Source organism: Salinimicrobium gaetbulicola, from assembly GCF_042676025.1.
In the GTDB taxonomy this organism is placed as follows: Bacteria; Bacteroidota; Bacteroidia; order Flavobacteriales; family Flavobacteriaceae; genus Salinimicrobium; species Salinimicrobium gaetbulicola.
Map to the genome: position 1 here is coordinate 166,371 of NZ_JBHTJP010000034.1, position 21,420 is coordinate 187,790.

At 40.7% G+C, this 21,420-nt stretch carries 21 protein-coding genes; 12 read left to right on the forward strand and 9 right to left on the reverse strand.

All coding sequences use genetic code 11. The features are described from left to right. Nucleotides 1-10 precede the first annotated feature (10 nt). From ACFQ1G_RS09030 to ACFQ1G_RS09045, 4 genes are all read left to right on the forward strand, one after another. On the forward strand, nucleotides 11-454 hold the full coding sequence (locus ACFQ1G_RS09030; RefSeq protein WP_380738785.1) for a hypothetical protein: 444 nt from the start codon (nucleotides 11-13) through the stop codon (nucleotides 452-454). Nucleotides 455-614: 160 nt separating this feature from the next. Then, nucleotides 615-947, forward strand: coding sequence for an ArsR/SmtB family transcription factor (locus ACFQ1G_RS09035; protein WP_380738787.1), 333 nt, complete (start codon nucleotides 615-617; stop codon nucleotides 945-947). A gap of 18 nt (nucleotides 948-965) precedes the next feature. Further along, nucleotides 966-1,850: an arsenite methyltransferase gene (locus ACFQ1G_RS09040; protein WP_380738789.1), complete on the forward strand. Its 885-nt coding sequence runs from the start codon at nucleotides 966-968 to the stop codon at nucleotides 1,848-1,850. A gap of 51 nt (nucleotides 1,851-1,901) precedes the next feature. Beyond that, nucleotides 1,902-2,519, forward strand: coding sequence for an SOS response-associated peptidase (locus ACFQ1G_RS09045; RefSeq protein WP_380738790.1), 618 nt, complete (start codon nucleotides 1,902-1,904; stop codon nucleotides 2,517-2,519). 54 nt (nucleotides 2,520-2,573) lie between these two features. Here the strand turns inward: ACFQ1G_RS09045 and ACFQ1G_RS09050 are convergent, their stop codons facing one another. The 5 genes from ACFQ1G_RS09050 to ACFQ1G_RS09070 all read right to left on the reverse strand — a co-directional run bounded on the left by ACFQ1G_RS09050 (nucleotide 2,574) and on the right by ACFQ1G_RS09070 (nucleotide 8,502). Continuing rightward, nucleotides 2,574-3,143 (reverse strand): YceI family protein, encoded by a 570-nt coding sequence (locus tag ACFQ1G_RS09050; RefSeq protein WP_380738792.1) that lies wholly within the window; start codon nucleotides 3,141-3,143, stop codon nucleotides 2,574-2,576. A gap of 89 nt (nucleotides 3,144-3,232) precedes the next feature. Next, nucleotides 3,233-3,679: a MarR family winged helix-turn-helix transcriptional regulator gene (locus ACFQ1G_RS09055; RefSeq protein ID WP_380738794.1), complete on the reverse strand. Its 447-nt coding sequence runs from the start codon at nucleotides 3,677-3,679 to the stop codon at nucleotides 3,233-3,235. Nucleotides 3,680-3,827: 148 nt separating this feature from the next. Then, nucleotides 3,828-5,087, reverse strand: a complete 1,260-nt coding sequence (locus ACFQ1G_RS09060) for an aminotransferase class I/II-fold pyridoxal phosphate-dependent enzyme (protein WP_380738796.1) — start codon at nucleotides 5,085-5,087, stop codon at nucleotides 3,828-3,830. 217 nt (nucleotides 5,088-5,304) lie between these two features. Continuing rightward, nucleotides 5,305-6,345, reverse strand: coding sequence for a PLP-dependent cysteine synthase family protein (locus tag ACFQ1G_RS09065; RefSeq protein ID WP_380738798.1), 1,041 nt, complete (start codon nucleotides 6,343-6,345; stop codon nucleotides 5,305-5,307). Nucleotides 6,346-6,432: 87 nt separating this feature from the next. Next, nucleotides 6,433-8,502, reverse strand: a complete 2,070-nt coding sequence (locus ACFQ1G_RS09070) for a S9 family peptidase (RefSeq protein WP_380738800.1) — start codon at nucleotides 8,500-8,502, stop codon at nucleotides 6,433-6,435. A 122-nt stretch (nucleotides 8,503-8,624) separates the two neighbouring features. On the opposite strand from ACFQ1G_RS09070, the gene ACFQ1G_RS09075 reads away from it, so the two are divergent. Continuing rightward, nucleotides 8,625-8,951 (forward strand): YbaB/EbfC family nucleoid-associated protein, encoded by a 327-nt coding sequence (locus ACFQ1G_RS09075; RefSeq protein WP_380738801.1) that lies wholly within the window; start codon nucleotides 8,625-8,627, stop codon nucleotides 8,949-8,951. Between the two features lie 69 nt (nucleotides 8,952-9,020). Here the strand turns inward: ACFQ1G_RS09075 and ACFQ1G_RS09080 are convergent, their stop codons facing one another. Further along, nucleotides 9,021-10,049 carry a threonine aldolase family protein gene (locus ACFQ1G_RS09080; RefSeq protein ID WP_380738803.1) on the reverse strand — a complete coding sequence of 343 codons (1,029 nt, stop codon included), beginning with the start codon at nucleotides 10,047-10,049 and terminating at the stop codon, nucleotides 9,021-9,023. A 142-nt stretch (nucleotides 10,050-10,191) separates the two neighbouring features. On the opposite strand from ACFQ1G_RS09080, the gene prfB reads away from it, so the two are divergent. From prfB to ACFQ1G_RS09100, 4 genes are all read left to right on the forward strand, one after another. After that, a protein-coding gene (gene prfB / locus ACFQ1G_RS09085) for a peptide chain release factor 2 (protein WP_380738805.1) occupies nucleotides 10,192-11,290 on the forward strand; the annotation gives its coding sequence in 2 pieces (ribosomal slippage) (nucleotides 10,192-10,254 and nucleotides 10,256-11,290; 1,098 coding nt in all). 22 nt (nucleotides 11,291-11,312) lie between these two features. Next, a complete protein-coding gene (gene arsC, locus ACFQ1G_RS09090; protein WP_380738807.1) occupies nucleotides 11,313-11,657 on the forward strand; it encodes an arsenate reductase (glutaredoxin) in 345 nt (114 codons plus the stop codon). Nucleotides 11,658-11,745: 88 nt separating this feature from the next. Next, complete coding sequence (locus tag ACFQ1G_RS09095) at nucleotides 11,746-12,138, forward strand: hypothetical protein (protein WP_380738809.1); 393 nt, start codon at nucleotides 11,746-11,748, stop codon at nucleotides 12,136-12,138. Nucleotides 12,139-12,208: 70 nt separating this feature from the next. Continuing rightward, nucleotides 12,209-14,749: a TonB-dependent receptor domain-containing protein gene (locus tag ACFQ1G_RS09100; RefSeq protein ID WP_380738811.1), complete on the forward strand. Its 2,541-nt coding sequence runs from the start codon at nucleotides 12,209-12,211 to the stop codon at nucleotides 14,747-14,749. Nucleotides 14,750-14,862: 113 nt separating this feature from the next. Here ACFQ1G_RS09100 and ACFQ1G_RS09105 read toward each other — a convergent pair whose 3' ends face one another. Continuing rightward, complete coding sequence (locus ACFQ1G_RS09105; protein ID WP_380738813.1) at nucleotides 14,863-15,036, reverse strand: hypothetical protein; 174 nt, start codon at nucleotides 15,034-15,036, stop codon at nucleotides 14,863-14,865. A 195-nt stretch (nucleotides 15,037-15,231) separates the two neighbouring features. Between ACFQ1G_RS09105 and fumC the strand changes: the two genes are divergently transcribed. Then, nucleotides 15,232-16,629, forward strand: coding sequence for a class II fumarate hydratase (gene fumC / locus ACFQ1G_RS09110; protein WP_380738815.1), 1,398 nt, complete (start codon nucleotides 15,232-15,234; stop codon nucleotides 16,627-16,629). Between the two features lie 124 nt (nucleotides 16,630-16,753). Then, a complete protein-coding gene (locus ACFQ1G_RS09115; RefSeq protein WP_380738817.1) occupies nucleotides 16,754-17,128 on the forward strand; it encodes a hypothetical protein in 375 nt (124 codons plus the stop codon). Here ACFQ1G_RS09115 and hutH read toward each other — a convergent pair. Together hutH and ACFQ1G_RS09125 are read right to left on the reverse strand one after the other, a co-directional pair. Beyond that, entirely contained in the window at nucleotides 17,125-18,630 is a 1,506-nt protein-coding gene (gene hutH / locus ACFQ1G_RS09120; protein WP_380738819.1) for a histidine ammonia-lyase, read from the reverse strand. The genes ACFQ1G_RS09115 and hutH overlap by 4 nt on opposite strands. 8 nt (nucleotides 18,631-18,638) lie before the next feature. Further along, nucleotides 18,639-20,186, reverse strand: coding sequence for an NAD(P)H-hydrate dehydratase (locus ACFQ1G_RS09125; RefSeq protein WP_380738820.1), 1,548 nt, complete (start codon nucleotides 20,184-20,186; stop codon nucleotides 18,639-18,641). A gap of 145 nt (nucleotides 20,187-20,331) precedes the next feature. On the opposite strand from ACFQ1G_RS09125, the gene gcvT reads away from it, so the two are divergent. After that, on the forward strand, nucleotides 20,332-21,414 hold the full coding sequence (gcvT, locus tag ACFQ1G_RS09130; protein ID WP_380738821.1) for a glycine cleavage system aminomethyltransferase GcvT: 1,083 nt from the start codon (nucleotides 20,332-20,334) through the stop codon (nucleotides 21,412-21,414). Nucleotides 21,415-21,420: the final 6 nt, after the last annotated feature.

Here is a 21,420-nt window from a genome sequence, read left to right on the forward strand (position 1 = left end):
CTTAAAGGCGATGAGAACGAAAACACCAAAATTCAGGTACATCGATTGGAAAACTCCCGATGAGATGCATTTTTCTTCATTACAGTGGCAGTCTGAATTAAACTTTTACAAGGACGAGCAACGATTTTTTGAAGATATGCTGAAAGAATATACAATGCCAATCATTGAATCGAATCTTTTTTCCAGGATTCAGGATCTAATAACCGAACTGTCGGCTTCAGAAAAAGAATTGAAACAATTACATGAGCAGGTAAATGACCACACTAACCGCCTGGAAAGATTGGTAGAAAATGTGGATGAACCCAGCGAAGGAAGAACTTACAGGCAGCAGCACAAAAATATCTTACAATTAATAAATGACTTTACTAAAAGGTATAAACAACTCAAAAAAGATATTTTTGGTTCTGTTACCGAAGCCTTGAAGCACCAAAAACAGAAGCGCCTTCTTTCCTAAAAAAACGAAAAACTAGGATTCTTCATAGCACACAAAGAGTTTTAGAAAAACCTGCATTTTCAATGGGAATGCAGGTCTTTTTTGGATTCGAAAATTTAAGTTCTTTTTTTAAATAAAATTCAATTAATCGTTATATTGCAATATAATTTTAAAACACGCAATGGGACTTACGAAAAAAGAACTGTTTTCCAAAGATCAGAATAGCCTTGCAGATATCGCAAAAGTCTTTGCGCATCCCGCCAGAATTGCCATTCTTGAATATCTTTTGAAAAGTAACACCTGTATAAATGGAGACCTTGTCCAGGAACTTGGACTGGCCCAGCCTACCATTAGTCAGCACCTAAGAGAACTTAGGGACCTTGGAATTATCAAAGGAAATATTGAAGGTGTTTCGGTCTGCTATTGTATAGACCGGGAAAAATGGAATGAAATAAGAATAACTTTTAATCAGCTTTTCCAAAGGTTAGATCAACCTAAAGAAGACTGTTGTTAAACTAAATTACCAAGAATTATGGAAAACTCCGAAAAACTCAAAGAGATCGTAAAAGAAAAATATAGTGAGATCGCTAAACAGGACAAAGCCTCAAATCAGGCTTCCTGTTGTGGCTCAGGTAGTGTATCTACTGAAGTCTATAATATCATGACCGATGATTATACTGAAATGCAAGGTTATAATCAAGATGCCGATCTTGGATTGGGATGTGGTTTACCTACCCAGTTTGCACAGATAAAGACAGGTGATACAGTTATTGATCTCGGCTCTGGCGCTGGAAATGACTGTTTTATAGCCCGTCACGAAGCAGGTGAAACCGGTAAGGTCATTGGTATTGATTTCACGCCAGAAATGATCAAAAAAGCACGTCTAAATGCTGAAAAACTCAGATTTAATAATGTTGAGTTCCGGGAAGGAGATATAGAGAACATGCCGGTTTCTGATGATGTAGCAGATGTGGTTGTAAGTAACTGCGTACTGAACCTGGTTCCTGAAAAACAGAATGTAATAAAAGAGATTTTCAGGGTTCTCAAGCCCGGAGGCCACTTTAGTATTTCAGATATCGTCCTGTCTGGGGAACTTCCCAAGAAGCTGCAGGAAGATGCTGAAATGTATGCTGGATGTGTATCCGGAGCTATTCAGAAAGATGATTATATGGAGATGATCGTTAAGACCGGTTTTGAAAATATTTCAATTCAGAAGGAAAAACCGATCGAACTTCCGGAAGATATCCTATCCAAATACCTGAATGAGGATGAAGTCAGAGCTTTTAAGTTGGGCGAAACCGGAATTTTCAGTGTGACCGTGTTCGCGCAGAAACCGGGTGGAACTTCCAAAAAGATAAAAGTTTCCCTTAAAGATTTACAAGAAAACGCTTGTCTGCCGGGTTCGGGTTGCTGTTAGGAATTTAAATACTTCCGAAGGAAACTAAATTCAAGTAAATTTTAGAAGAATATGTGCTACCGTACGAAGTTAAACGCTAAAATTTCAAAAATAGAAAAGACCTTTGAAGCTCAATTCACCGAGCCCGAAATGTATTTTCCGCAGGAGGAGATCAACGGATTTGATTTTTCACCTACTCCAGTGATTGCAGACAGTTCACCGGGGGAAATCCTTTTTTTCAACTGGGGACTCATTCCTCATTGGGCGAAAAATGACCAGATCAAGAAAAGTACACTAAATGCCAAAATAGAAACCGTTGAAGAAAAACCGGCTTTTCGGGATGCAATAGGAAACAGGTGTTTGGTGATCGCTAATGGTTATTATGAATGGCAGTGGCTGGATGCCAAAGGGAAACAAAAACAGAAATACCTCATCACTTCTGCCGAAGAAGAGATTTTCGCGTTCGCCGGCTTCTATTCTGTTTGGCAGGATCCGGAAACAAAAGAAATCACCAATTCATACAGCATATTAACTACTGAAGCCAATGAATTGATGAGCGAGATCCATAATAATAAAAAACGGATGCCAGTCATGTTACGCCAAAATGATCACAGGGCGTGGCTTGAAGGAAAGGCTCCAGAAAATTTCGCTTTTCCTTACCAAAATAATCTTCAGGCAAAACAGATATAATATAAAAAGAGGCTGAAAAAATTCAGCCTCTTTCTAATTAAAACACACTCTGATCTAGAATTGCAGGTTTACATCTAAAGTAAAGTTATCGTTGATGGTCTTGTCTCCCAGGTTGTCGAAGAAACTTCCTGAACCATATCTAATTCCATATTTAGTTCTGTCAATAACCACTTTAGCAGTTGCAGAATTGTCTTTAACCTCCATATCAAAAGTTACAGGTTCTGTTTTACCCTTGATCGTTAGATCTCCTGTAACTGTATACATATTACCTTTTTGTGAAGTCACGTCAGTTATTACCAATTTTGAAGTCGCATAATTTTCTACTCCGAAGAAATCATCAGAATTCAAATGCCCTTCAAGCTTTGTTTTGTATTCACCTGTAAGGTCTGTAACCACGATAGAGTTCATATCCATTTCAAACTCCCCTCCTATCAATTCTCCTTCTTCTGTTAGGTTCACGAATCCATCTTTTAATTGGATGGTACCTGTATGAGCTCCGGTAACCTTTTTACCTGTCCACTCTACTGTACTGGCTTTCACATCTACATTCTTTTTAATTGTAGTGAAGGAAACCATTGAAAAAATAAGTACCGGTGCTGCTGCTGTAAATAATCTGTTTTTCATTGCTTCTGATTTTAAATTAAACATTATAATTTTTATTTATTTATTTGTAATCACATCATTTGTATATACAAATGTTTTTGTAAATTTTTTTAACTCTTAATTTTAGATAAAATTTGCTGTAATTGTACTAATTCGGCTTTATCAAGATTAGACATAAGGTTGGTTTCAGCATCTTCTAAAATGCCATCTATCTTCTGTAAAACCTTCAATCCGTCTTCAGTAATGGTAATTTCAACCTTCCTTCTATTTTCAGGACAGATGATCCTGTCAACTAATCCCTTCTCCAGGAGCTTATCCACTAGCCTGGTGGTATTACTCATCTTGTGGATCATCTTATCACTTATACAGCTAAGAGAGGCTGGTTTCCCTTTTTGACCTCTTAAGATACGTAACACATTAAATTGTGGGTTAGAAAGCTTGAATGGTTTTAGAACTTCCGATATTTGATCCTGCACCCAATTCCCGGTGCTGATCACTTCAAGAACCGACATATGGGCTGCTTTTATAAATTCCTTATCGTTCGTTTTACTCTCCATTATTTGTTCTAACAACTATTGTAGGTACAAATGTATAATAAAATTATCATTTTTCAAAATAATTTTCAAGGTACTTATATTTCGGGAAAATAATACCAAAAAAAAATCCCCTTAAAAAGGGGATTTTTAAATGATCTTAAGATCTAAATTATTCTTCCATTGCAGCGGTAACCGCAGCAGAAAGTCTTTTATATGTTCCGTTTTCAAGACGCTCTCTAATAGCTGAGAAAGCAGTTAACGTCTCTTCAACATCTTCTAAGGTATGTGTCGCTGTCGGGATCAACCTCAACAGGATAAGTCCTTTTGGAATAACCGGATAAACTACGATCGAACAGAAAATTCCGTGATTCTCTCTCAGGTCTTTTACCAGGGCCATAGCTTCAGGAATACTTCCTTTAAGATAAACCGGGGTCACACAACTTTGAGTAGTACCAATATCAAATCCGCGTTCTTTAAGACCATTTTGAAGAGCATTTACATTCTCCCAAAGTTTAGCCTTTAATTCAGGCATGGTCTTCAACATTTCAAGACGTTTCAATGCACCAACTACCAACTGCATTTGCAGGGATTTGGCGAACATCTGTGAACGCAGGTTATATTTTAAGTAATCGATGATCTCCTGATCGGCTGCAATGAATGCACCAGTACTGGCAAGTGACTTCGCGAAAGTAGCAAAATAAACATCTATTCCGTCCTGAACTCCCTGCTCTTCCCCAGCTCCGGCTCCGGTAGCTCCAAGAGTACCAAATCCGTGTGCATCATCAACAAACAATCTGAAGTTATATTTCTCTTTAAGGGCAACGATCTCTTTAAGTTTTCCCTGCTCCCCACGCATTCCAAAAACCCCTTCAGAGATCAAAAGGATCCCTCCTCCTGTTTGCTCTACTATCTTCTCAGCTCGCTGCAGGTTTTTCTCGATACTTTCCATATCGTTATGCTTGTAGGTAAAGCGTTGACCAAGGTGAAGACGAACTCCATCAATGATACAAGCATGCGCATCTACATCATAAACAATAACGTCATTTTTAGAGACCAATGCATCTACGGTAGACACCATTCCCTGGTAACCGAAATTCAATAGGTATGCAGCTTCTTTATTAACAAAAGCAGCCAGTTCGTCCTGTAATTTCTCATGCAGATCTGTATGTCCACTCATCATTCTGGCTCCCATTGGATACGCCGATCCATATTCAGCAGCAGCTTCAGCATCTACTTTTCTAACTTCAGGATGGTTAGCAAGTCCAAGGTAATCATTGATACTCCAGGTAATTACCTCTTTCCCTTTAAACTTCATTCGGTTGGAGATTGGCCCTTCCAGTTTAGGAAATACGAAGTATCCTTCAGCCTGCTCAGCCCATTTTCCTAATGGTCCTTTATCCTTGTATATCTTGTCAAATAAATCTGCCATTTTATAGTTTTTTTAACTTAACGCAAAAGTAATAAATTAATAGCAACCGCATAATTTTCTTTCTTACCAGAACGCTGAAAAACATAGAAATCTTGCATATTTAACACTTCCGGAAAAAAGAAAACCACGCGGTCATAATGATCTGAATAGGAATATTTTAAGATTTAAACCTTTTCAGAAAGACTTTTAAAAATTATTGTGGATGGATTGTTCTGAATTATTTGATGAACTCGATCCTATTGGTAGACTTTTCGTGCTTACTGTCAAAGAAGCCTTGTTCATTCATCCAGTCGTCACTGTAGACTTTGCTCATGTAGCGTGATCCGTGATCTGGAAAAATAACAACTACCTTACTGTTCTCATCAAACTCGCCTTCTTCGGCAAGCTGCTTGACACCCTGTACGGCAGCACCACTAGTATACCCAACGAATAATCCTTCGGTTTTAGCGAGTTCACGTGCGGTATGTGCACTTTCCTCGTCGCTAACCTTTACAAACTTATCGATGCTTTCAAAATCGGTAGCCGTTGGGATGAGATTCTTTCCGAGGCCTTCAATGCGATAAGGATAGATCTCAGTACTGTCAAACTCCCCGGTTTCGTGGTATTTCTTCAAGACAGAACCGTAAGCATCAATACCAATAATACGGATGTTAGGATTTTGTTCTTTAAGGAATTTAGCGGTTCCTGAGATTGTACCACCGGTACCGCTGCAAGCGACAAGATGTGTGATCTTGCCTTCGGTTTGTTTCCAAATTTCGGGACCGGTAGATTTATAATGCGCCTCAATGTTAAGTTCATTGAAGTACTGGTTGATATAAACTGAACCTTTTATCTCGTCATGCATTCTTTTGGCTACCTGGTAATAAGATCTTGGATCATCTGCCGAAACGTGGGCAGGACAAACATAAACCTTAGCTCCCATTGACCTTAGCATGTCAATTTTATCTTTTGAGGATTTAGAGCTTACAGCCAGAATACATTCATATCCTTTAATGATACTGACCATCGCTATACTAAATCCTGTGTTTCCTGAGGTAGTTTCGATAATGGTGTCACCCGGCTTTAAAATGCCCTTTTTCTCAGCTTCTTCAATTATATGGAGCGCAATTCTATCTTTTGTAGAATGCCCCGGATTGAAAGCTTCTACCTTCGCAAAAAAGTCTCCTTCAAAATCTTGTGTAATCCTGTTAAGGTGGATAAGGGGGGTATTGCCTATTAGTTGCAATACATTATCGAAAACCTGTAAATCTTCTCTCATAAATTGAAGTTATCTACAATAATCGAGTTTTTCAGAAAGTGAAAATACCCGATTACAAACGGAGCAAATTTAAGTCAAATATTTTAATTAATGGTCAATTCCTTCCAAATCCAACAGAAAAGCGTACTCCTCGGCTACTTCCCTTAAGGCTTCAAAACGCCCCGAAGCGCCTCCATGTCCTGCTTCCATATTGGTATGAAAAAGGAGCTTATTTTTATCGGTTTTAAGTTCCCTGAGTTTGGCCACCCATTTTGCAGGTTCCCAGTATTGCACCTGAGAATCATGCAATCCGGTTGTCACTAAAATATTCGGGTAATCCTGTGACACCACATTATCATATGGCGAATAGGACTTCATATAGTGGTAATACTCCGGAAAATTAGGGTTCCCCCACTCATCATACTCACCGGTAGTTAATGGAATGCTCTCATCAAGCATGGTGGTCACCACATCTACAAAAGGAACCGAAGCAATAATGCCATTATAGAGCTGTGGAGCAATATTTGCCACAACCCCCATTAGCAACCCTCCGGCCGATCCGCCGCTGGCATACAAATGTTCCGGAGAGGTATATTTTTCCTGAATAAGGTGTTTTGAACAGTCAACAAAATCTGTAAAAGTGTTCATCTTTTTCAGCAGTTTCCCGTCTTCATACCATTGTCTGCCAAGGTACTCTCCTCCTCTAATGTGCGCCAAAACAAAAATAAATCCTCTGTCCAAAAGGCTTAACCGCACCGTTGAAAAATAAGGATCGATAGTAGAACCATAAGAGCCATATGCATATTGCAACACAGGGTTCTTGCCGTCCTTTTTCAATCCTTTGCGATGCACAAGGGTCATTGGGACCTTAGTACCGTCCTTGGCAGTCGCCCAGATACGTTCAGACACATAATTATCCTTATTGAACTTACCGCCAAGTACTTCCTGCTCCTTCTTGACATCTTTCTCTTTCGTCTTCATATTAAAATCAACGACCTGGGTTGGAGTACCCAACGAATTATAGGTATACCTTAATAACGGGGTATCAAAATCTGGATTGGTGCTGGTATAAGCAGTATAAGTTTCATTATCGAATGGCAGAAAATAAGATTCTGTGCCATCCCATCTGCTCACCCTTATTTTATTAAGACCATCACTCCGTTCGCTTACTACCAAAAATTCCTGGAACAGGTCAATATCTTCTAAAAGTACATCTTCCTGATGCGGGATCACATCTACCCAATTTTCCTGACCGGTTGCCGTAACCGGGGTTTTCATCAGTTTAAAGTTGGTCGCCCCGTCTTTATTAGTAAGTATGTAAAAATGATCTTCATAATGAGAGATGCTGTATTCCATTCCCCTGATTCTAGGCTGGACAATCTGGAAATCACCATCGGGATGATCGGCATCTAAAAAGCGATATTCCGTGGTTAGCGTACTGCTGGACCCGATGACAAGGTATTTTTCCGATTTTGACTTATATACATAGGTATGAAAGGTCTCATCTTCTTCAAAAAACACCATTTCATCCTTCTTAGGATCTGTTCCAAGTCTATGTTTATAGATCTTATCACTACGAAGGGTTTCATCATCCTTTCGCGCGTAAAAAAGAGTAGAATTGTCATTGGCCCAGGTAGAACCACCCGTGGTAGTCTTGATCTTCACCGGAAGAATTTCTCCCGTTTCCAGATTCTTGATCTGGATAGTATATTTTCTTCGGCTAATAGTGTCTACTGCAAAAGCGCAAAGTTTATTATCAGGGCTCACATTCAAGCCTCCCAGCTTGTAATAGTCAAAGCCTTTTGCCATTTCATTGACGTCAAAAAGCAACTCTTCGGGAGCATCCAGGCTTTCCTTTTTTCTGGAGTATATAGGGTAATCCTTTCCGGATTCATACCTGGTAATATACCAGTAGCCGTTCAGTTTATAGGGTACCGAAGAATCATCTTCTTTTATACGGCCTTTCATTTCCTGAAAAAGGTCTTCCTGCAACTGTTTGGTATGAGCTGTCATTTGCTCATTATATTGGTTCTCCCGTGCCAGATAATCCAGAACTTCAGGGTTCTCACGCTCCCTCATCCAGAAATAATTATCTACTCTTACATCTCCATGCTTTTCAAGTTCTACCGGACTTTTCTTCGCGATCGGCTCTTGTATTTCCTTATCTGCAACTTTCATTTTCTCTTTTTAAAACCAGCTACAAAGGTATGATTTCTAATAAAGAAAACTTAAAACTATCCTTCATACTTCAGTTATAAAAGATAGTTTAATAGCTTTGCAATAACTATAAAAGCATTACTATGTTTGGAGATATGATGGGCATGATGAATAAGATCAAAGAGACCCAAAAAAAAGTAGAAGAAACTAAAGAACGCCTAAAAACCGTCCTTATAGATGAGGAATCAAGCGACGGATTGCTAAAGGTTACCATCACAGCTAACAGGGAGCTCAAGAACATCCATATTGCAGATGAACTTCTGGAGGATAAAGAACAGCTGGAAGATTATCTGGTTTTGACCCTGAACAAGGCGATCAAAAAAGCGACAGATGTGAATGAGGCTGAACTTGCTGCCGTAGCCAAGGAAGGTATGCCTGACATTCCGGGAATGAACGACATGCTCAAGTAATCTGTTCTTTAAAAATATTTAAAGCAGTCAAAAATGTGATTTTTGACTGCTTTTTTTTTGCAGAATTGTTTAGAATTTCAATCCCGAAATCACTTGTTGAAAACGCTGGTGCATTTCTTCGGAATAATCCAGGTGGGTAACTATTCTCAGTTTACCATGGCCCATGTTACTGATCCTGATATTTTCCTTTTCCAGGGTTTTCATAAATTCGGCTTCATCTGAAGTATTCTGGAGATACAAGATCACGATATTGGTCTCGATAGGCTCTACCTCCTTCACATACGCCTGCGCCCGAAGCACCTCGCCTATTTCCGATGCCCTTCTGTGGTCATCAGCCAAACGCTCCACATGGTTATCAAGAGCAAAGACCCCTGCTGCTGCCATAAAACCAACCTGCCGCATTCCGCCGCCCAAAACTTTACGCACGCGCATGGAATTCTTCATCACCGATTTTTTCCCGATCAAGACAGATCCCATTGGGGTTCCCAGCCCTTTGGAAAGACAGACAGAAATGGTATCGAAGATCTTTCCGTACTCTTTGGGATCTTCATTTTTAGCTACCAGGGCATTGAACAACCTTGCCCCGTCCAGGTGAAGTCCAAGATTGTGTTTATCACATACTTTCCTGATCTTTTTGATCTCTTCAAGATCATAACACGCCCCTCCTCCTTTGTTGGTAGTATTTTCAAGACACACCAGTGATGTCAAAGGACTGTGATAAAAGTCCGGCGGATTTATATTTTCTTCAACCTGTTCGGCAGTGATCATTCCTCGATGACCATCTACCAGTTTACAGGACACTCCGCTGTTAAAAGAAGCCCCGCCACCTTCATAGTTATAAACATGGGCCCACTTATCACAAATAAGCTGTTCTGCAGGCTGGGTATGCAATTTTATGGCCGCCTGATTGGCCATACTTCCGGTTGGAAAGAACAAAGCTTCATCCATCCCGAACATTTTAGCCAGTTTTTCTTCCAGCTTATTGACCGTGGGGTCTTCCTTGTACACATCGTCACCAACTTCAGCGCTCATGATCGCTTTTAGCATATCGCCGGTAGGTTTGGTAACCGTATCACTTCTAAGATCTATTTCTTTCATGTAATTATATATTTTCTGAAAAGAATATGAGGTCTAAAATCCTTTTTTAGCCCAATTCCTTTGAGGATCCTAAAACTATAAAATATTCGTAAAATAGTTTTCAGGAAACCTGTGAAATTCTATTTTTGCTTAAAATCAAAAGATGATTACTACCGATACAATAAAAGATCTTAGAGATCGCCTGGTTGCGTTAAGGAGGTATCTTTGACGTTGATGCCAAAAAAATAGAAATTACCAACCTTCAGGAAAAGACCCTCGCTCCCGATTTCTGGAACGATCCCAAAAAAGCTGAAATCCTTGTTAAGAATCTGAACGCCGAGAAAAAGTGGGTGGAGGATTTTGAACAGGCGGTTACTCTTGTGGATGATCTCGAAGTGATCTATGAGTTCTACAAAGAAGACGAGGCTACTGCCGAAGATGTTGAAGAGCGTCATCAACAGTCACTAGATCTTATCGAGGAGCTGGAGTTCAAGAATATGCTTTCTGAAGAAGGAGACAGCCTGAGCGCGGTTCTCCAAATTACCGCAGGCGCAGGAGGAACTGAAAGTTGTGACTGGGCAGAGATGCTCATGCGCATGTACCTTATGTGGGCTCAAAAAACCGGATTCAAGGTTAAAGAATTGAACTACCAGGCCGGAGAAGTCGCGGGAGTAAAAACCGTGACCCTGGAAATTGAAGGCGATTATGCCTTCGGATGGCTGAAAGGGGAAAACGGGGTACATCGTTTGGTTCGGATTTCGCCTTTTGACAGCAATGCGAAACGCCATACTTCTTTCGCTTCGGTATATGTTTACCCGTTAGCCGATGAAACGATTGAAATTGAGATCAATCCTTCAGAAATATCATGGGAGACCATGAGATCTTCCGGAGCCGGTGGGCAAAATGTGAATAAAGTGGAAACTGCGGTGCGGTTAAGACACGCCCCATCAGGAATAGTGATTGAAAATTCAGAAACCAGGTCTCAGCTGGAGAATAAGAACAAAGCCATGCAGTTGCTGAAGAGCCAGTTATATGAAATTGAACTTCAGAAGCAGCAAGCCCAGCGAAGAGAGATCGAGGATTCTAAGATGAAGATCGAATGGGGATCACAGATCAGAAATTACGTGATGCACCCCTATAAGCTGGTGAAAGACGTACGTACCGGGGAAGAAACCGGGAATGTGGATGCCGTAATGGACGGGGAAATTGACGCATTCCTGAAAGCCTATCTAATGATGATGGGACAGAAAGTTGAAGATTAATCAATCCTATAATTTTTAATACATGATCACGATCTACCACAATCCAAGATGCAGTAAATCAAGACAGGGACTGGAAGTTTTAAAAGAATCCGGAGAAGATTTTGAAATCCGTGAGTATTTGAAAGAACCTGTAACTGAGGAAGAGCTTTCAGAATTGCTTGAAAAATTATCCATGGCACCCATTGAACTGGTAAGAACCGAAGAAAAGATCTGGAAAGAGAACTATAAAAACAAGGATCTAAGTGACCGCGAATTGATACGTGTTATGGTAGAAAATCCAAAATTGATCCAGAGACCGGTGGTTGTGAAAGACAATTCCGCAGTTGTAGGAAGACCGGTGAGTAATATCTCAGAATTTATTCATTAACAAGTTTTCACACCCCTTGTTTAATTTTTTAACCCAGCCTTAACCCTTTGAAACTGAGTTCTTCTTTACATTATAAAAAACTAATGTCATGAAGATGAAAAGGAATTATCAATTAATAATAGTATTCACGGTAGCTTTTTTAACCACCGCTGTGGCGGTTTCTCAAAATATGACGCAACAGGACCCCGATAAAGAACTGAAAGAGGTGGCTCGGGAAGCGGTTGATTTTTGGGAAAAAGAACTGGTGCTCTCCCCTAAGCAGGTGGATCTCATGGAAAAAAAGATCATTGAATTTGCCATTAAAAAGAATCGGCTTATCCAGTCAAAAATGAGGGAAGAAGCCAAAAATGAACGCCTGGCAGAACTGCAGCAGCTGGAATACAGAGATATGAGGGATATTCTCACCGAACCTCAATATGAGAAGTATTTGAAAATCTCAAAACAACGGATCCAGGAACAAAAACACAAGCACAGAAAATAATTTTGTGAAAATTTTTACCGAATAATTTAAACCATTTCCTTTTTTTGATGTCCAAGGATAAAAATCTGGTATGAGCATCAAATCACTTCGATACTGTTTCAAAAGTATCTTTATTCTTTTTTTATTCTTCTATTTCAATGCAAACGCACAACGCGGGGATAGACAAATGCCGCAGTATACCGTTTCCGGAAAGGTAACAGACGAAGCGGGAATTCCTTTGGAATACGCCACTATTTCATTTCAAAGCACCCGGAATCCAGATAAACTTACAGGAGGAATCACCAATGCCCAGGGAACTTTCGAGATCGAGGTTCCGCGCGGTTCTTATAATATCAATATTGAGTTCATTTCGTTTGAACCCAAAAACTTCGAAAAGAGACAGATCAATGCAGACCTGGATATGGGAACCATAGTTCTGGGCATGGCAGCGGGCGAATTAGACGAGGTGGTGGTGACTGCTGAAACTACCCAGGTGGAAGTACGGCTCGACAAGAAGATCTACAACATTGGAAAAGATCTTACTACAGCAGGCGGTACGGTGGCAGATGCCTTGAACAATGTACCTTCGGTTTCTGTAGATATTGAAGGCGGAATCAGTTTGAGAGGAAATGAAAATGTTCGCATTCTTATTAATGGTAAACCTTCAGCCATGGCAGGCTTCGGAAATACCGATATACTATCACAACTTCCCGCAGAAGCGATTGAACGGGTTGAAGTGATCACCTCCCCTTCCGCAAGGTATGATGCAGAGGGAACCGCCGGAATTCTTAATATCATTCTAAAAAAGGAAAAAACACTGGGTTTTAACGGTTCTGTTTCAGCCAGGGTAGGAGAACCGGACATGGTAGGCCTTTCAGCAAATATCAATTACCGTACAGACAAGTTCAATATTTTCACGACCACCGGATTCAGATATTTTGATGCTCCCGGGAATGCGAATTCCAACACCCGTTATTTTGAATATCTCAATCAAGACAATGAAGTGGTGACCCCAAATTTCGAAAGGATCATTGAAGACAGGAAATTTGACCGCCTGAACAGGAATTTCAATACCAGCTTGGGTTTTGAATACTACATTACCGAACAATCTTCCCTTACCGCCACAGGGTTTTACCGTTATGGAGAAGATGAGGACCTTACCACCAATTACAACAGCATGTTCAATAATGAAATGCTGGAATTAAGAACCTTGAGAACCGAGGAAGAAATTGAAGAAGATAACAGTTTTCAATTTGCGCTTAACTATATTAACAAGTTTGACAAAAGCGGCCACCAGTTAACCGCCGATTTGCAATATGAAAATGACAGGGAAACCCAAACGGGAGATATCAATGAATTGATAGAATTCAATTCAACAGGGGAAGATCCTTTCTACCCTATGGAAAACACGCTTACCGAAGAAGTTCAGAACGAATACCTGATCCAGGCTGATTATGTGCGGCCAATTGGCGAAAATGCTCAGTTTGAAGCAGGTTACCGTGGTAATTTTGAAGAAGAAGTGACAGATTATAAGCTTTCCCTGGAGGATCAAAGTTCAGGAAATCTGGAGCTTTCCCCGCTTTCGAATGAATTCACCTATACAGAAAATGTGAACTCTTTATATTCCCAATACGGAAATAAATTCGGGGAGTTTTCTTTTCTGTTAGGACTAAGGCTGGAGAACACCCAGTTAAAAGGGAAGATCGAATCCCAATTGACCGAAACCGAATTACAGGAAGAATTTGGAATACCGATCGACACCGACTTTGACAACAATTATTTAGGTCTTTTCCCCACAGTTAATCTGATCTATGAACTGGACGAACAGGAAAATATCACCCTTGGTTACAACCGAAGGATCAACCGACCAAGAGGCTGGTTTATCAACCCCTTCCCTTCGAGAGCCAGTCGTACGAATATTTTCCAGGGAAATCCTAATCTTTCTCCTGCGTTTTCCAATGCCTTTGACCTGGGATATTTGAAAAGATGGAAGAAACTCACACTTACAACTTCGGTCTATTACCAGCATGAAACAGATTCCTTTGAGAGAGTAGAACAAAGCTCCACGACCCAGGACGGCACCCAGGTTATTCGTACCATTCCTATCAACCTGGCAACCAATGATCGGACAGGCGCGGAAGCCGGGATCTTATACAATCCTGCCAAATGGCTCAGGCTTAATGGAAGTTTCAATTTTTTCCAGTTTGACACCAAAGGGGAATACAATGGCGTTGATTACAGCGCAAAAAATACCAGCTGGTTTGGAAGATTCAGTTCAAAAGTAACGCTTCCCGCCAAGATCGATTGGCAGACAAATGCCTTTTACAGGGGAGCCTGGGAAGGTGCCCAATCAGAAAATGAAGGCATACTTTCAGTAAGCATGGCAGTTAGTAAGGAACTTTTTAATGAGAATGCGACCCTCACGCTCAACGTTAGCGATCTGTTCAATTCCAGAAAAAGAGAATCGTTCACCACTACCGAATTTTTTGAAAGAGAAAGTGAGTTCCAGTGGAGACAAAGAAGCATTACTCTTTCTTTTACATACATGTTCAACCAGCAGAAAAGAGACCGTGAAAGAGCTCGAAGATCTGAAGGTGGAAACGATGATATGAATGGAGAAGGAGAATTTTAGTTTGTTGGTTAGTTAACGAAAAAGAGCCGTCATTACTGACGGCTCTTTTGTTTATTACTAATTCCTATTTAACCACAAGACATAAAAAAAAGGACTTTTTCAAGTCCTTCTCTTTATACTTTTTCCCTTTCCAGGCGTTTCTTCTCTTTTCTTTCATCGAGCATTTCCTTAACGGCTCCTCCAATCCAGTAAGGGATAATGGCAGTTAAGAACAGCATTACCCAAAACCCGATAAGTAAGATAATGACAAAGGCTAAGAACCCCAGATATTGATCAAATTCAAACATGATTTTCTAGTTTTTGAATCTGTGTCAAAGATAGTAACTCTCATAAGTTATCACAATAGTTTTTATTTTATTTTTTAGGACAGTTTTGACCGCTTTCTCTTTTGAAAATAAAAGCTTGAAAGTCATTAATTTTCTATCGTTTTTAATGCTATTATTTTTCTGAAACTGTAAATTTGTGTCAAATAATTAACCGTTATGGATTACAGAATAGAAAAAGATACCATGGGGGACGTAAAAGTCCCTGCCGATAAATTGTGGGGAGCACAAACTGAACGTTCCCGAAACAACTTTAAAATTGGTGCTCCCGGAAGTATGCCGCTGGAGATAATTTATGGATTTGCGTACCTTAAAAAAGCTGCAGCTTTTACTAACTGTGAATTAGGGGTATTATCTGTTGATAAACGTGACCTTATTGCAAAGGTTTGTGAAGAAATTCTCGAAGGAAAGCATGATGACCAGTTCCCGTTGGTGATCTGGCAAACAGGAAGTGGAACGCAAAGTAACATGAACGTGAATGAGGTGATCGCGAATCGCGCTCATCAACTTGCCGGAAAAAAAATAGGAGAAGGAGAAAAGACTTTGTCTCCAAATGATGATGTCAACAAATCTCAATCTTCGAATGACACCTTCCCTACCGGGATGCACATTGCAGCATATAAAAAGATCGTAGAAGTTACGATTCCCGGTGTAAAACAACTACGCAATACACTTAAGAAAAAAGCTGAAGAGTTTAAGGATGTGGTGAAGATTGGACGTACCCACTTTATGGATGCCACCCCTCTAACCCTGGGACAAGAATTCAGCGGATACGTTAGCCAGTTAGACCACGGTCTTAACGCGTTGGAAAATACCCTGCCTCACCTTTCTGAGCTGGCCTTAGGAGGAACAGCAGTTGGAACCGGGCTTAACACTCCAAAAGGATATTCTAAAAGAGTAGCTGAATTTATCGCGAAGTTCACTGAACTTCCATTCATATCAGCTCCTAATAAATTTGAGGCCCTTGCGGCTCACGATGCTTTCGTTGAAACTCATGGTGCCCTTAAGACCCTTGCTGTTTCTTTGAACAAGATCGCAAATGATGTGAGAATGCTTGCTTCCGGACCTCGAAGCGGAATAGGTGAGATCATCATTCCTGCAAATGAACCGGGATCTTCAATCATGCCGGGGAAAGTGAACCCTACCCAGGTAGAAGCACTTACCATGGTATGTGCACAGGTAATTGGTAACGACGTTGCTATTAACGTTGGGGGAATGCAGGGACAGTTCGAATTGAACGTATTTAAGCCGGTAATGGCGGCCAATATTTTACAAAGTGCTCAATTGATCGGTGACGCGTGCGCTTCCTTTGATGAGCATTGCGCTGTGGGAATTGAGCCTAACCACCCAAGAATTCAGGAATTATTGAATAATTCATTAATGCTGGTTACTGCATTGAATACTAAAATTGGTTATTACAAAGCGGCAGAGATCGCTAATACCGCACACCAAAACGGAACCACTTTAAAAGAAGAAGCAGTAAATCTTGGGTACGTCACTGCTGATGAATTTGACGAGTGGGTGAACCCAAAAGACATGGTAGGATCTATGAAATAGACCTTTCAAAATACGGTCAATACCTTATCAATAAACCTTCAAATTCACATTTGAAGGTTTATTTTTTGGGGTTTTAGCAATCAAAATATTTGTGCTATTTTCACCTCCAATTCCCTTACGAAAAATGAACGAAAAGATCGAACTGGATTTTGGAACTATTAGCATTTTTGACAGAATACTTATCTGCGAATGCAAAGAAGGAATCCTGTTAGATCTTCAAAATAACAGAAAGATACTGGAAATAGGGGCTCACCATTTTAACAACCAGGATTTTGGCTACATCTCCCATCGTGTAAATTCGTACGCTGTTGATCCTATGGTTTACAGGGATGCCGCGGAATATGAACATTTAAAGGCTATTGCAGTGGTATCTTCCAGTGAGGCGGCTCGTCAAAGTGCCGTTTTGGAACAGAATTTCTATATCAATAAAAATTCCTTCCAGATCTTCAGCTCCCTTTCAGAAGCCAAAGACTGGATAAGGAATATTCTTCATCATTAGTCAAAAGAGAATTCTGCCAGTTCGTAATTCTCTAAAAACTCTTTTGATTTCTGTATAAAAGGAGCCATTACCACATCCTCTTTTACCAGTGGAACACTTTTCCTGTACTCTTGCACCATTTCTTCCAGAAAATCAGAAGTTTTATATGGTTTTCTATAGGAAAGTGCTTGTGAGGCATTAAAAAGCTCGATCGCAAGTATAGTTGAAAGGTTTTCGAGCACCTTGATCAATTTAGTCGCAGCATTTGCTCCCATACTAACGTGGTCCTCCTGTCCATTTGAAGATACTATGGAGTCAACACTGGCAGGACTGCATAATTGTTTGTTCTGACTCACAATACTTGCAGCAGTATACTGCGGGATCATAAATCCGCTGTTCAATCCCGGGGCATCAACTAAAAATGCCGGTCCGCGAAGTCCTGATACTAGTTGATAGATCCTTCTTTCAGAAATGTTCCCCAGTTCTGCCATGGCGATGGCCATATAATCTAACGCCAGTGCCAAAGGCTGCCCGTGAAAATTACCTGCGGAAATGATCTTATCAGCATCCACGAAAATATTAGGATTATCGGTAACCGAATTGATCTCTGTCTTGAAGCATTTATGAACAAAGCTTAAAGTATCTTTGGTAGCACCATGCACCTGTGGAATACATCTAAAAGAATAAGGATCCTGCACATTTACCTTTTTTTGACGGCCGATCTCACTGCCTTCTAAAAATTTTCTAAAGCGCTCAGCTGTTTTGATCTGTCCGCGGTGCGGTCTTACTAAGTGCACCAGTTCATCAAAAGGTGACATATTGCAGTCATAAGCATCTACCGAAAGTGCGCCTATCACATCTGCCCAATAAGATAACTTATAGGATTCTAATAGGGCGTAAATACCGTGCGCACTCATGAACTGAGTTCCGTTCAATAGGGCCAGTCCGGCTTTGGATTGAAGCTTCACCGGCTCCCATCCAAATTCTTTCAAAATTTCTTCGGAAGGAACGATCTCATCTTTGTAATACATTTCACCTTTTCCGATCAAGGGAAGTGATAAATGAGCCAAAGGAGCAAGATCTCCCGAAGCTCCTAACGAACCTTGAGAATAGACTACCGGAAGCAGGTCTTCATTGAAAAAGTCGATCAGTCTGTTGACAGTTTCAAGGGAAACTCCCGAATGCCCATAACTCAATGACTGGATCTTCAGTAATAACATCAACCTAATGATGGGTTTTGCTATTTTTTCTCCGGTTCCGCAGGCATGAGACATGACTAGATTTTCCTGAAGCTGCGTAAGGTTTTCAGAAGAGATCTTTACGTTACAAAGGGAACCAAATCCCGTATTGATTCCGTAGATAGGAGTCTTATTTTCCTTCATTTTATCGTCCAGGTACTTTCGTGCCTTTTCAATGTTCAGAATAGCTTCATCACTTAAAGCTAAAGTCTTCTTTTTTTCCAGGATCTCCCTGATTTCTTCCAGATCAATTACTGAAGAACTTATATAATGGCATTCTCTCATTATAGTGTTTAAATATTTGGGGGGTTGTTTGGATTTATTTTGTTTTCCGACTGAAAAAGATCAAGAATGGCAGCACCTGTATGCCTTGCTATATCTCCGGCAATTGTACCTTCATAACTCAATTTTTCAGCAGCCAGGTCTCCTGAGCGTCCATGAAGGAACACTCCCAAGACCGCAGCTGTTAATGGATTATATCCCTGGGCCAGCAGGGAGATGAGAATTCCTGTAAGCACATCTCCACTTCCGGCCGTGGCCATCCCGGGATTTCCCGAAGTGTTAATATACAGGTCATCGGCGGTTAGGGTTATGGTGTAAGCATCCTTGAGTACAAGAATGAGTTTATATTCTTTCGCCAGTGCCCTGGCTCTTTCTAATTTTTCAAAATCATTGCTCCACTTCCCTACCAGCCTTTCCAGCTCTTTAGGATGAGGAGTTAAAATACTGGCTTCGGGAACTAATTTTAAAAGCTCCTTGTTCTTTGATAATATGTTCAGCCCATCGGCATCGATCACCATGGGTTTTTCGGTCTTCCTTAGCAGCCCGGAGAAAGCCTTTCCTGTTTGCCGGTCTGTCCCTACTCCTACTCCAAATCCTATAACTGAAGGATCCATTTTGTGATCAATATCGGTGAGCATTTTTTCGTTCGTATCGGTCAATACCATAGCCTCGGGCAATGAGGTTTGAAGGATCTCGTAGCCACAGCCCGGGATAAAAACGGTAACCATCCCTGCCCCGGCGCGCATTGCAGCAGTAGCAGAAAGACAGATGCTTCCCATTTTCCCATAACTACCACCTACCATCAAGGCGTGGCCATAGGTTCCTTTATGGGAGAACTTATTTCGTGGACGATAGAGCATTTTAGCTTCTTCCCTACCTATTAGTTGGGCTTCTGTCTTGGTATTGATAAGATATTCCCTATCAAGTGCTATATCCATGATCTGCAATTCCCCTACGAAAGGAGCTGTTTCAGGCAGAAAAAATGACATTTTAGGTGACTGAAAGGTGATGGTGTAGCCTGCTTTTATGATGGCCTCCTTATCTTCTGTTGGCTGATCTGCCATGAGGCCAGACGGAAGGTCTATAGCAAGCACAAATGCTTCCGAAGCATTTATATGTTTCACAAGATTGGCGACCCACGGTACCAGCGGCCTGTTTAGTCCTACCCCAAAAATGGCATCTACCACGAAATCCCCTTTTTTGATCTCAGGGAAATCCTCTTCAGATCTCAGCAAAGCCGGCCATTTGGTGGTTTGATTCTTAACCCGGTCATAATTGACAAGAAAATCCTTGGAGCGATGCTCGCTGTAATTCACAATGTAAAAGCTTACATCATAACCTTTTTCAAGCAGCAATCTTCCCACGACCAGCCCGTCTCCTCCATTATTGCCAATTCCGCAGAAGATCTTAACGGGAATATGAGCACCCTGCAGGCGCCTGTCAATTTCTTCAAAGACTAGTGTAGCAGCCCTCTCCATCAAATCTGTAGAGGAAATCCCCTGTTTTTCAAGGGTTATTTGATCTGCGTCTTTAAGTTGCCCGGCAGAAAAGATCTTCATATGCTAATCGCCTTTAATATTGTTTTACAAATATAGAATTTCCTGTGCGCTCTGCTTCATGTTGAAGAAATTCTATTGAAAAATTCGGCTTAAAACGCGTTATCCTTACTGAAATTAATAAATTTGCTCAACTAAATTTTCAAAAATGAAAAATACAGCCCTAACCTCTACTCATATTGCGTTAAACGCAAAGATGGTTCCTTTTGCAGGATATAATATGCCGGTATCATACGAAGGTGTGAATGCCGAACACGAAACGGTAAGAAAAGCTGTTGGTGTTTTTGATGTTTCTCACATGGGAGAATTTCTTATCACCGGTGATAAAGCACTTGACCTTATCCAGAAGATCAGCTCTAATGATGCGTCAAAATTAGTTGACGGCAAGGCACAGTATAGCTGTATGCCTAATAATCAAGGGGGAATCGTTGATGACCTTATCATTTACAGGTTCAACGAGGAAAAATATTTACTGGTTGTAAATGCATCCAACATCGAGAAGGACTGGAACTGGATCTCTCAACACAATACCATGAATGCTACTATGAGAGACCTTTCAGAAGAGTATTCTTTGTTGGCTATTCAGGGGCCTAAAGCTGTGGAAGCTATGCAGTCTTTAACCGATGTGGATCTTTCAACTATTAAATTCTACACTTTTGAAGTGGCACCATTCGCCGGAGTGGAAAATGTTATTATTTCAGCCACCGGATATACAGGTAGCGGCGGATTTGAGATCTACTGCAAAAATGATGATGCTCAAAAGATCTGGGACAAGGTTTTTGAAGCTGGCGCCGACTTCGGAATAAAACCAATTGGTTTGGCTGCTCGTGATACTTTACGCCTGGAGATGGGATTCTGTCTCTACGGAAATGATATCGATGATACTACTTCTCCTATTGAAGCCGGTCTTGGCTGGATCACCAAATTCACCAAAGACTTCATTAACTCCGAAGCTTTAAAAGAACAGAAAGAAGAAGGACCAAAAAGAAAACTTGTTGGTTTTGAACTAGATGACCGCGGAATTCCTCGCCAGGGATATGATATTGTCGACGAAAATGGCAAGGTTATTGGCGAAGTAACTTCGGGAACTATGTCTCCTTCTCTTGAAAAAGGGATTGGTTTAGGATATGTTCCAACAGAGGTTGCCACCCCGGGAAGTAAGATATTTATTCAAGTACGTAAAAAACCCCTTCCTGCAACGGTGGTAAAATTACCATTTTATAAAGGATAGGATTTT

Coding starts and splice junctions, on each gene's coding strand:
- ACFQ1G_RS09065 (WP_380738798.1), bottom strand. CDS start 6,345: ATGAGAGAAGATTTACAGGTTTTCGATAATGTATTGCAACTAATAGGC.
- gcvT (WP_380738821.1), top strand. CDS start 20,332: ATGAAAAATACAGCCCTAACCTCTACTCATATTGCGTTAAACGCAAAG.
- ACFQ1G_RS09070 (WP_380738800.1), bottom strand. CDS start 8,502: ATGAAAGTTGCAGATAAGGAAATACAAGAGCCGATCGCGAAGAAAAGT.
- ACFQ1G_RS09055 (WP_380738794.1), bottom strand. CDS start 3,679: ATGGAGAGTAAAACGAACGATAAGGAATTTATAAAAGCAGCCCATATG.
- ACFQ1G_RS09045 (WP_380738790.1), top strand. CDS start 1,902: ATGTGCTACCGTACGAAGTTAAACGCTAAAATTTCAAAAATAGAAAAG.
- ACFQ1G_RS09060 (WP_380738796.1), bottom strand. CDS start 5,087: ATGGCAGATTTATTTGACAAGATATACAAGGATAAAGGACCATTAGGA.
- hutH (WP_380738819.1), bottom strand. CDS start 18,630: ATGAGAGAATGCCATTATATAAGTTCTTCAGTAATTGATCTGGAAGAA.
- ACFQ1G_RS09095 (WP_380738809.1), top strand. CDS start 11,746: ATGAAGATGAAAAGGAATTATCAATTAATAATAGTATTCACGGTAGCT.
- arsC (WP_380738807.1), top strand. CDS start 11,313: ATGATCACGATCTACCACAATCCAAGATGCAGTAAATCAAGACAGGGA.
- fumC (WP_380738815.1), top strand. CDS start 15,232: ATGGATTACAGAATAGAAAAAGATACCATGGGGGACGTAAAAGTCCCT.
- ACFQ1G_RS09050 (WP_380738792.1), bottom strand. CDS start 3,143: ATGAAAAACAGATTATTTACAGCAGCAGCACCGGTACTTATTTTTTCA.
- ACFQ1G_RS09100 (WP_380738811.1), top strand. CDS start 12,209: ATGAGCATCAAATCACTTCGATACTGTTTCAAAAGTATCTTTATTCTT.
- ACFQ1G_RS09080 (WP_380738803.1), bottom strand. CDS start 10,049: ATGAAAGAAATAGATCTTAGAAGTGATACGGTTACCAAACCTACCGGC.
- ACFQ1G_RS09075 (WP_380738801.1), top strand. CDS start 8,625: ATGTTTGGAGATATGATGGGCATGATGAATAAGATCAAAGAGACCCAA.
- ACFQ1G_RS09125 (WP_380738820.1), bottom strand. CDS start 20,186: ATGAAGATCTTTTCTGCCGGGCAACTTAAAGACGCAGATCAAATAACC.
- ACFQ1G_RS09040 (WP_380738789.1), top strand. CDS start 966: ATGGAAAACTCCGAAAAACTCAAAGAGATCGTAAAAGAAAAATATAGT.
- ACFQ1G_RS09030 (WP_380738785.1), top strand. CDS start 11: ATGAGAACGAAAACACCAAAATTCAGGTACATCGATTGGAAAACTCCC.
- ACFQ1G_RS09105 (WP_380738813.1), bottom strand. CDS start 15,036: ATGTTTGAATTTGATCAATATCTGGGGTTCTTAGCCTTTGTCATTATC.
- ACFQ1G_RS09115 (WP_380738817.1), top strand. CDS start 16,754: ATGAACGAAAAGATCGAACTGGATTTTGGAACTATTAGCATTTTTGAC.
- ACFQ1G_RS09035 (WP_380738787.1), top strand. CDS start 615: ATGGGACTTACGAAAAAAGAACTGTTTTCCAAAGATCAGAATAGCCTT.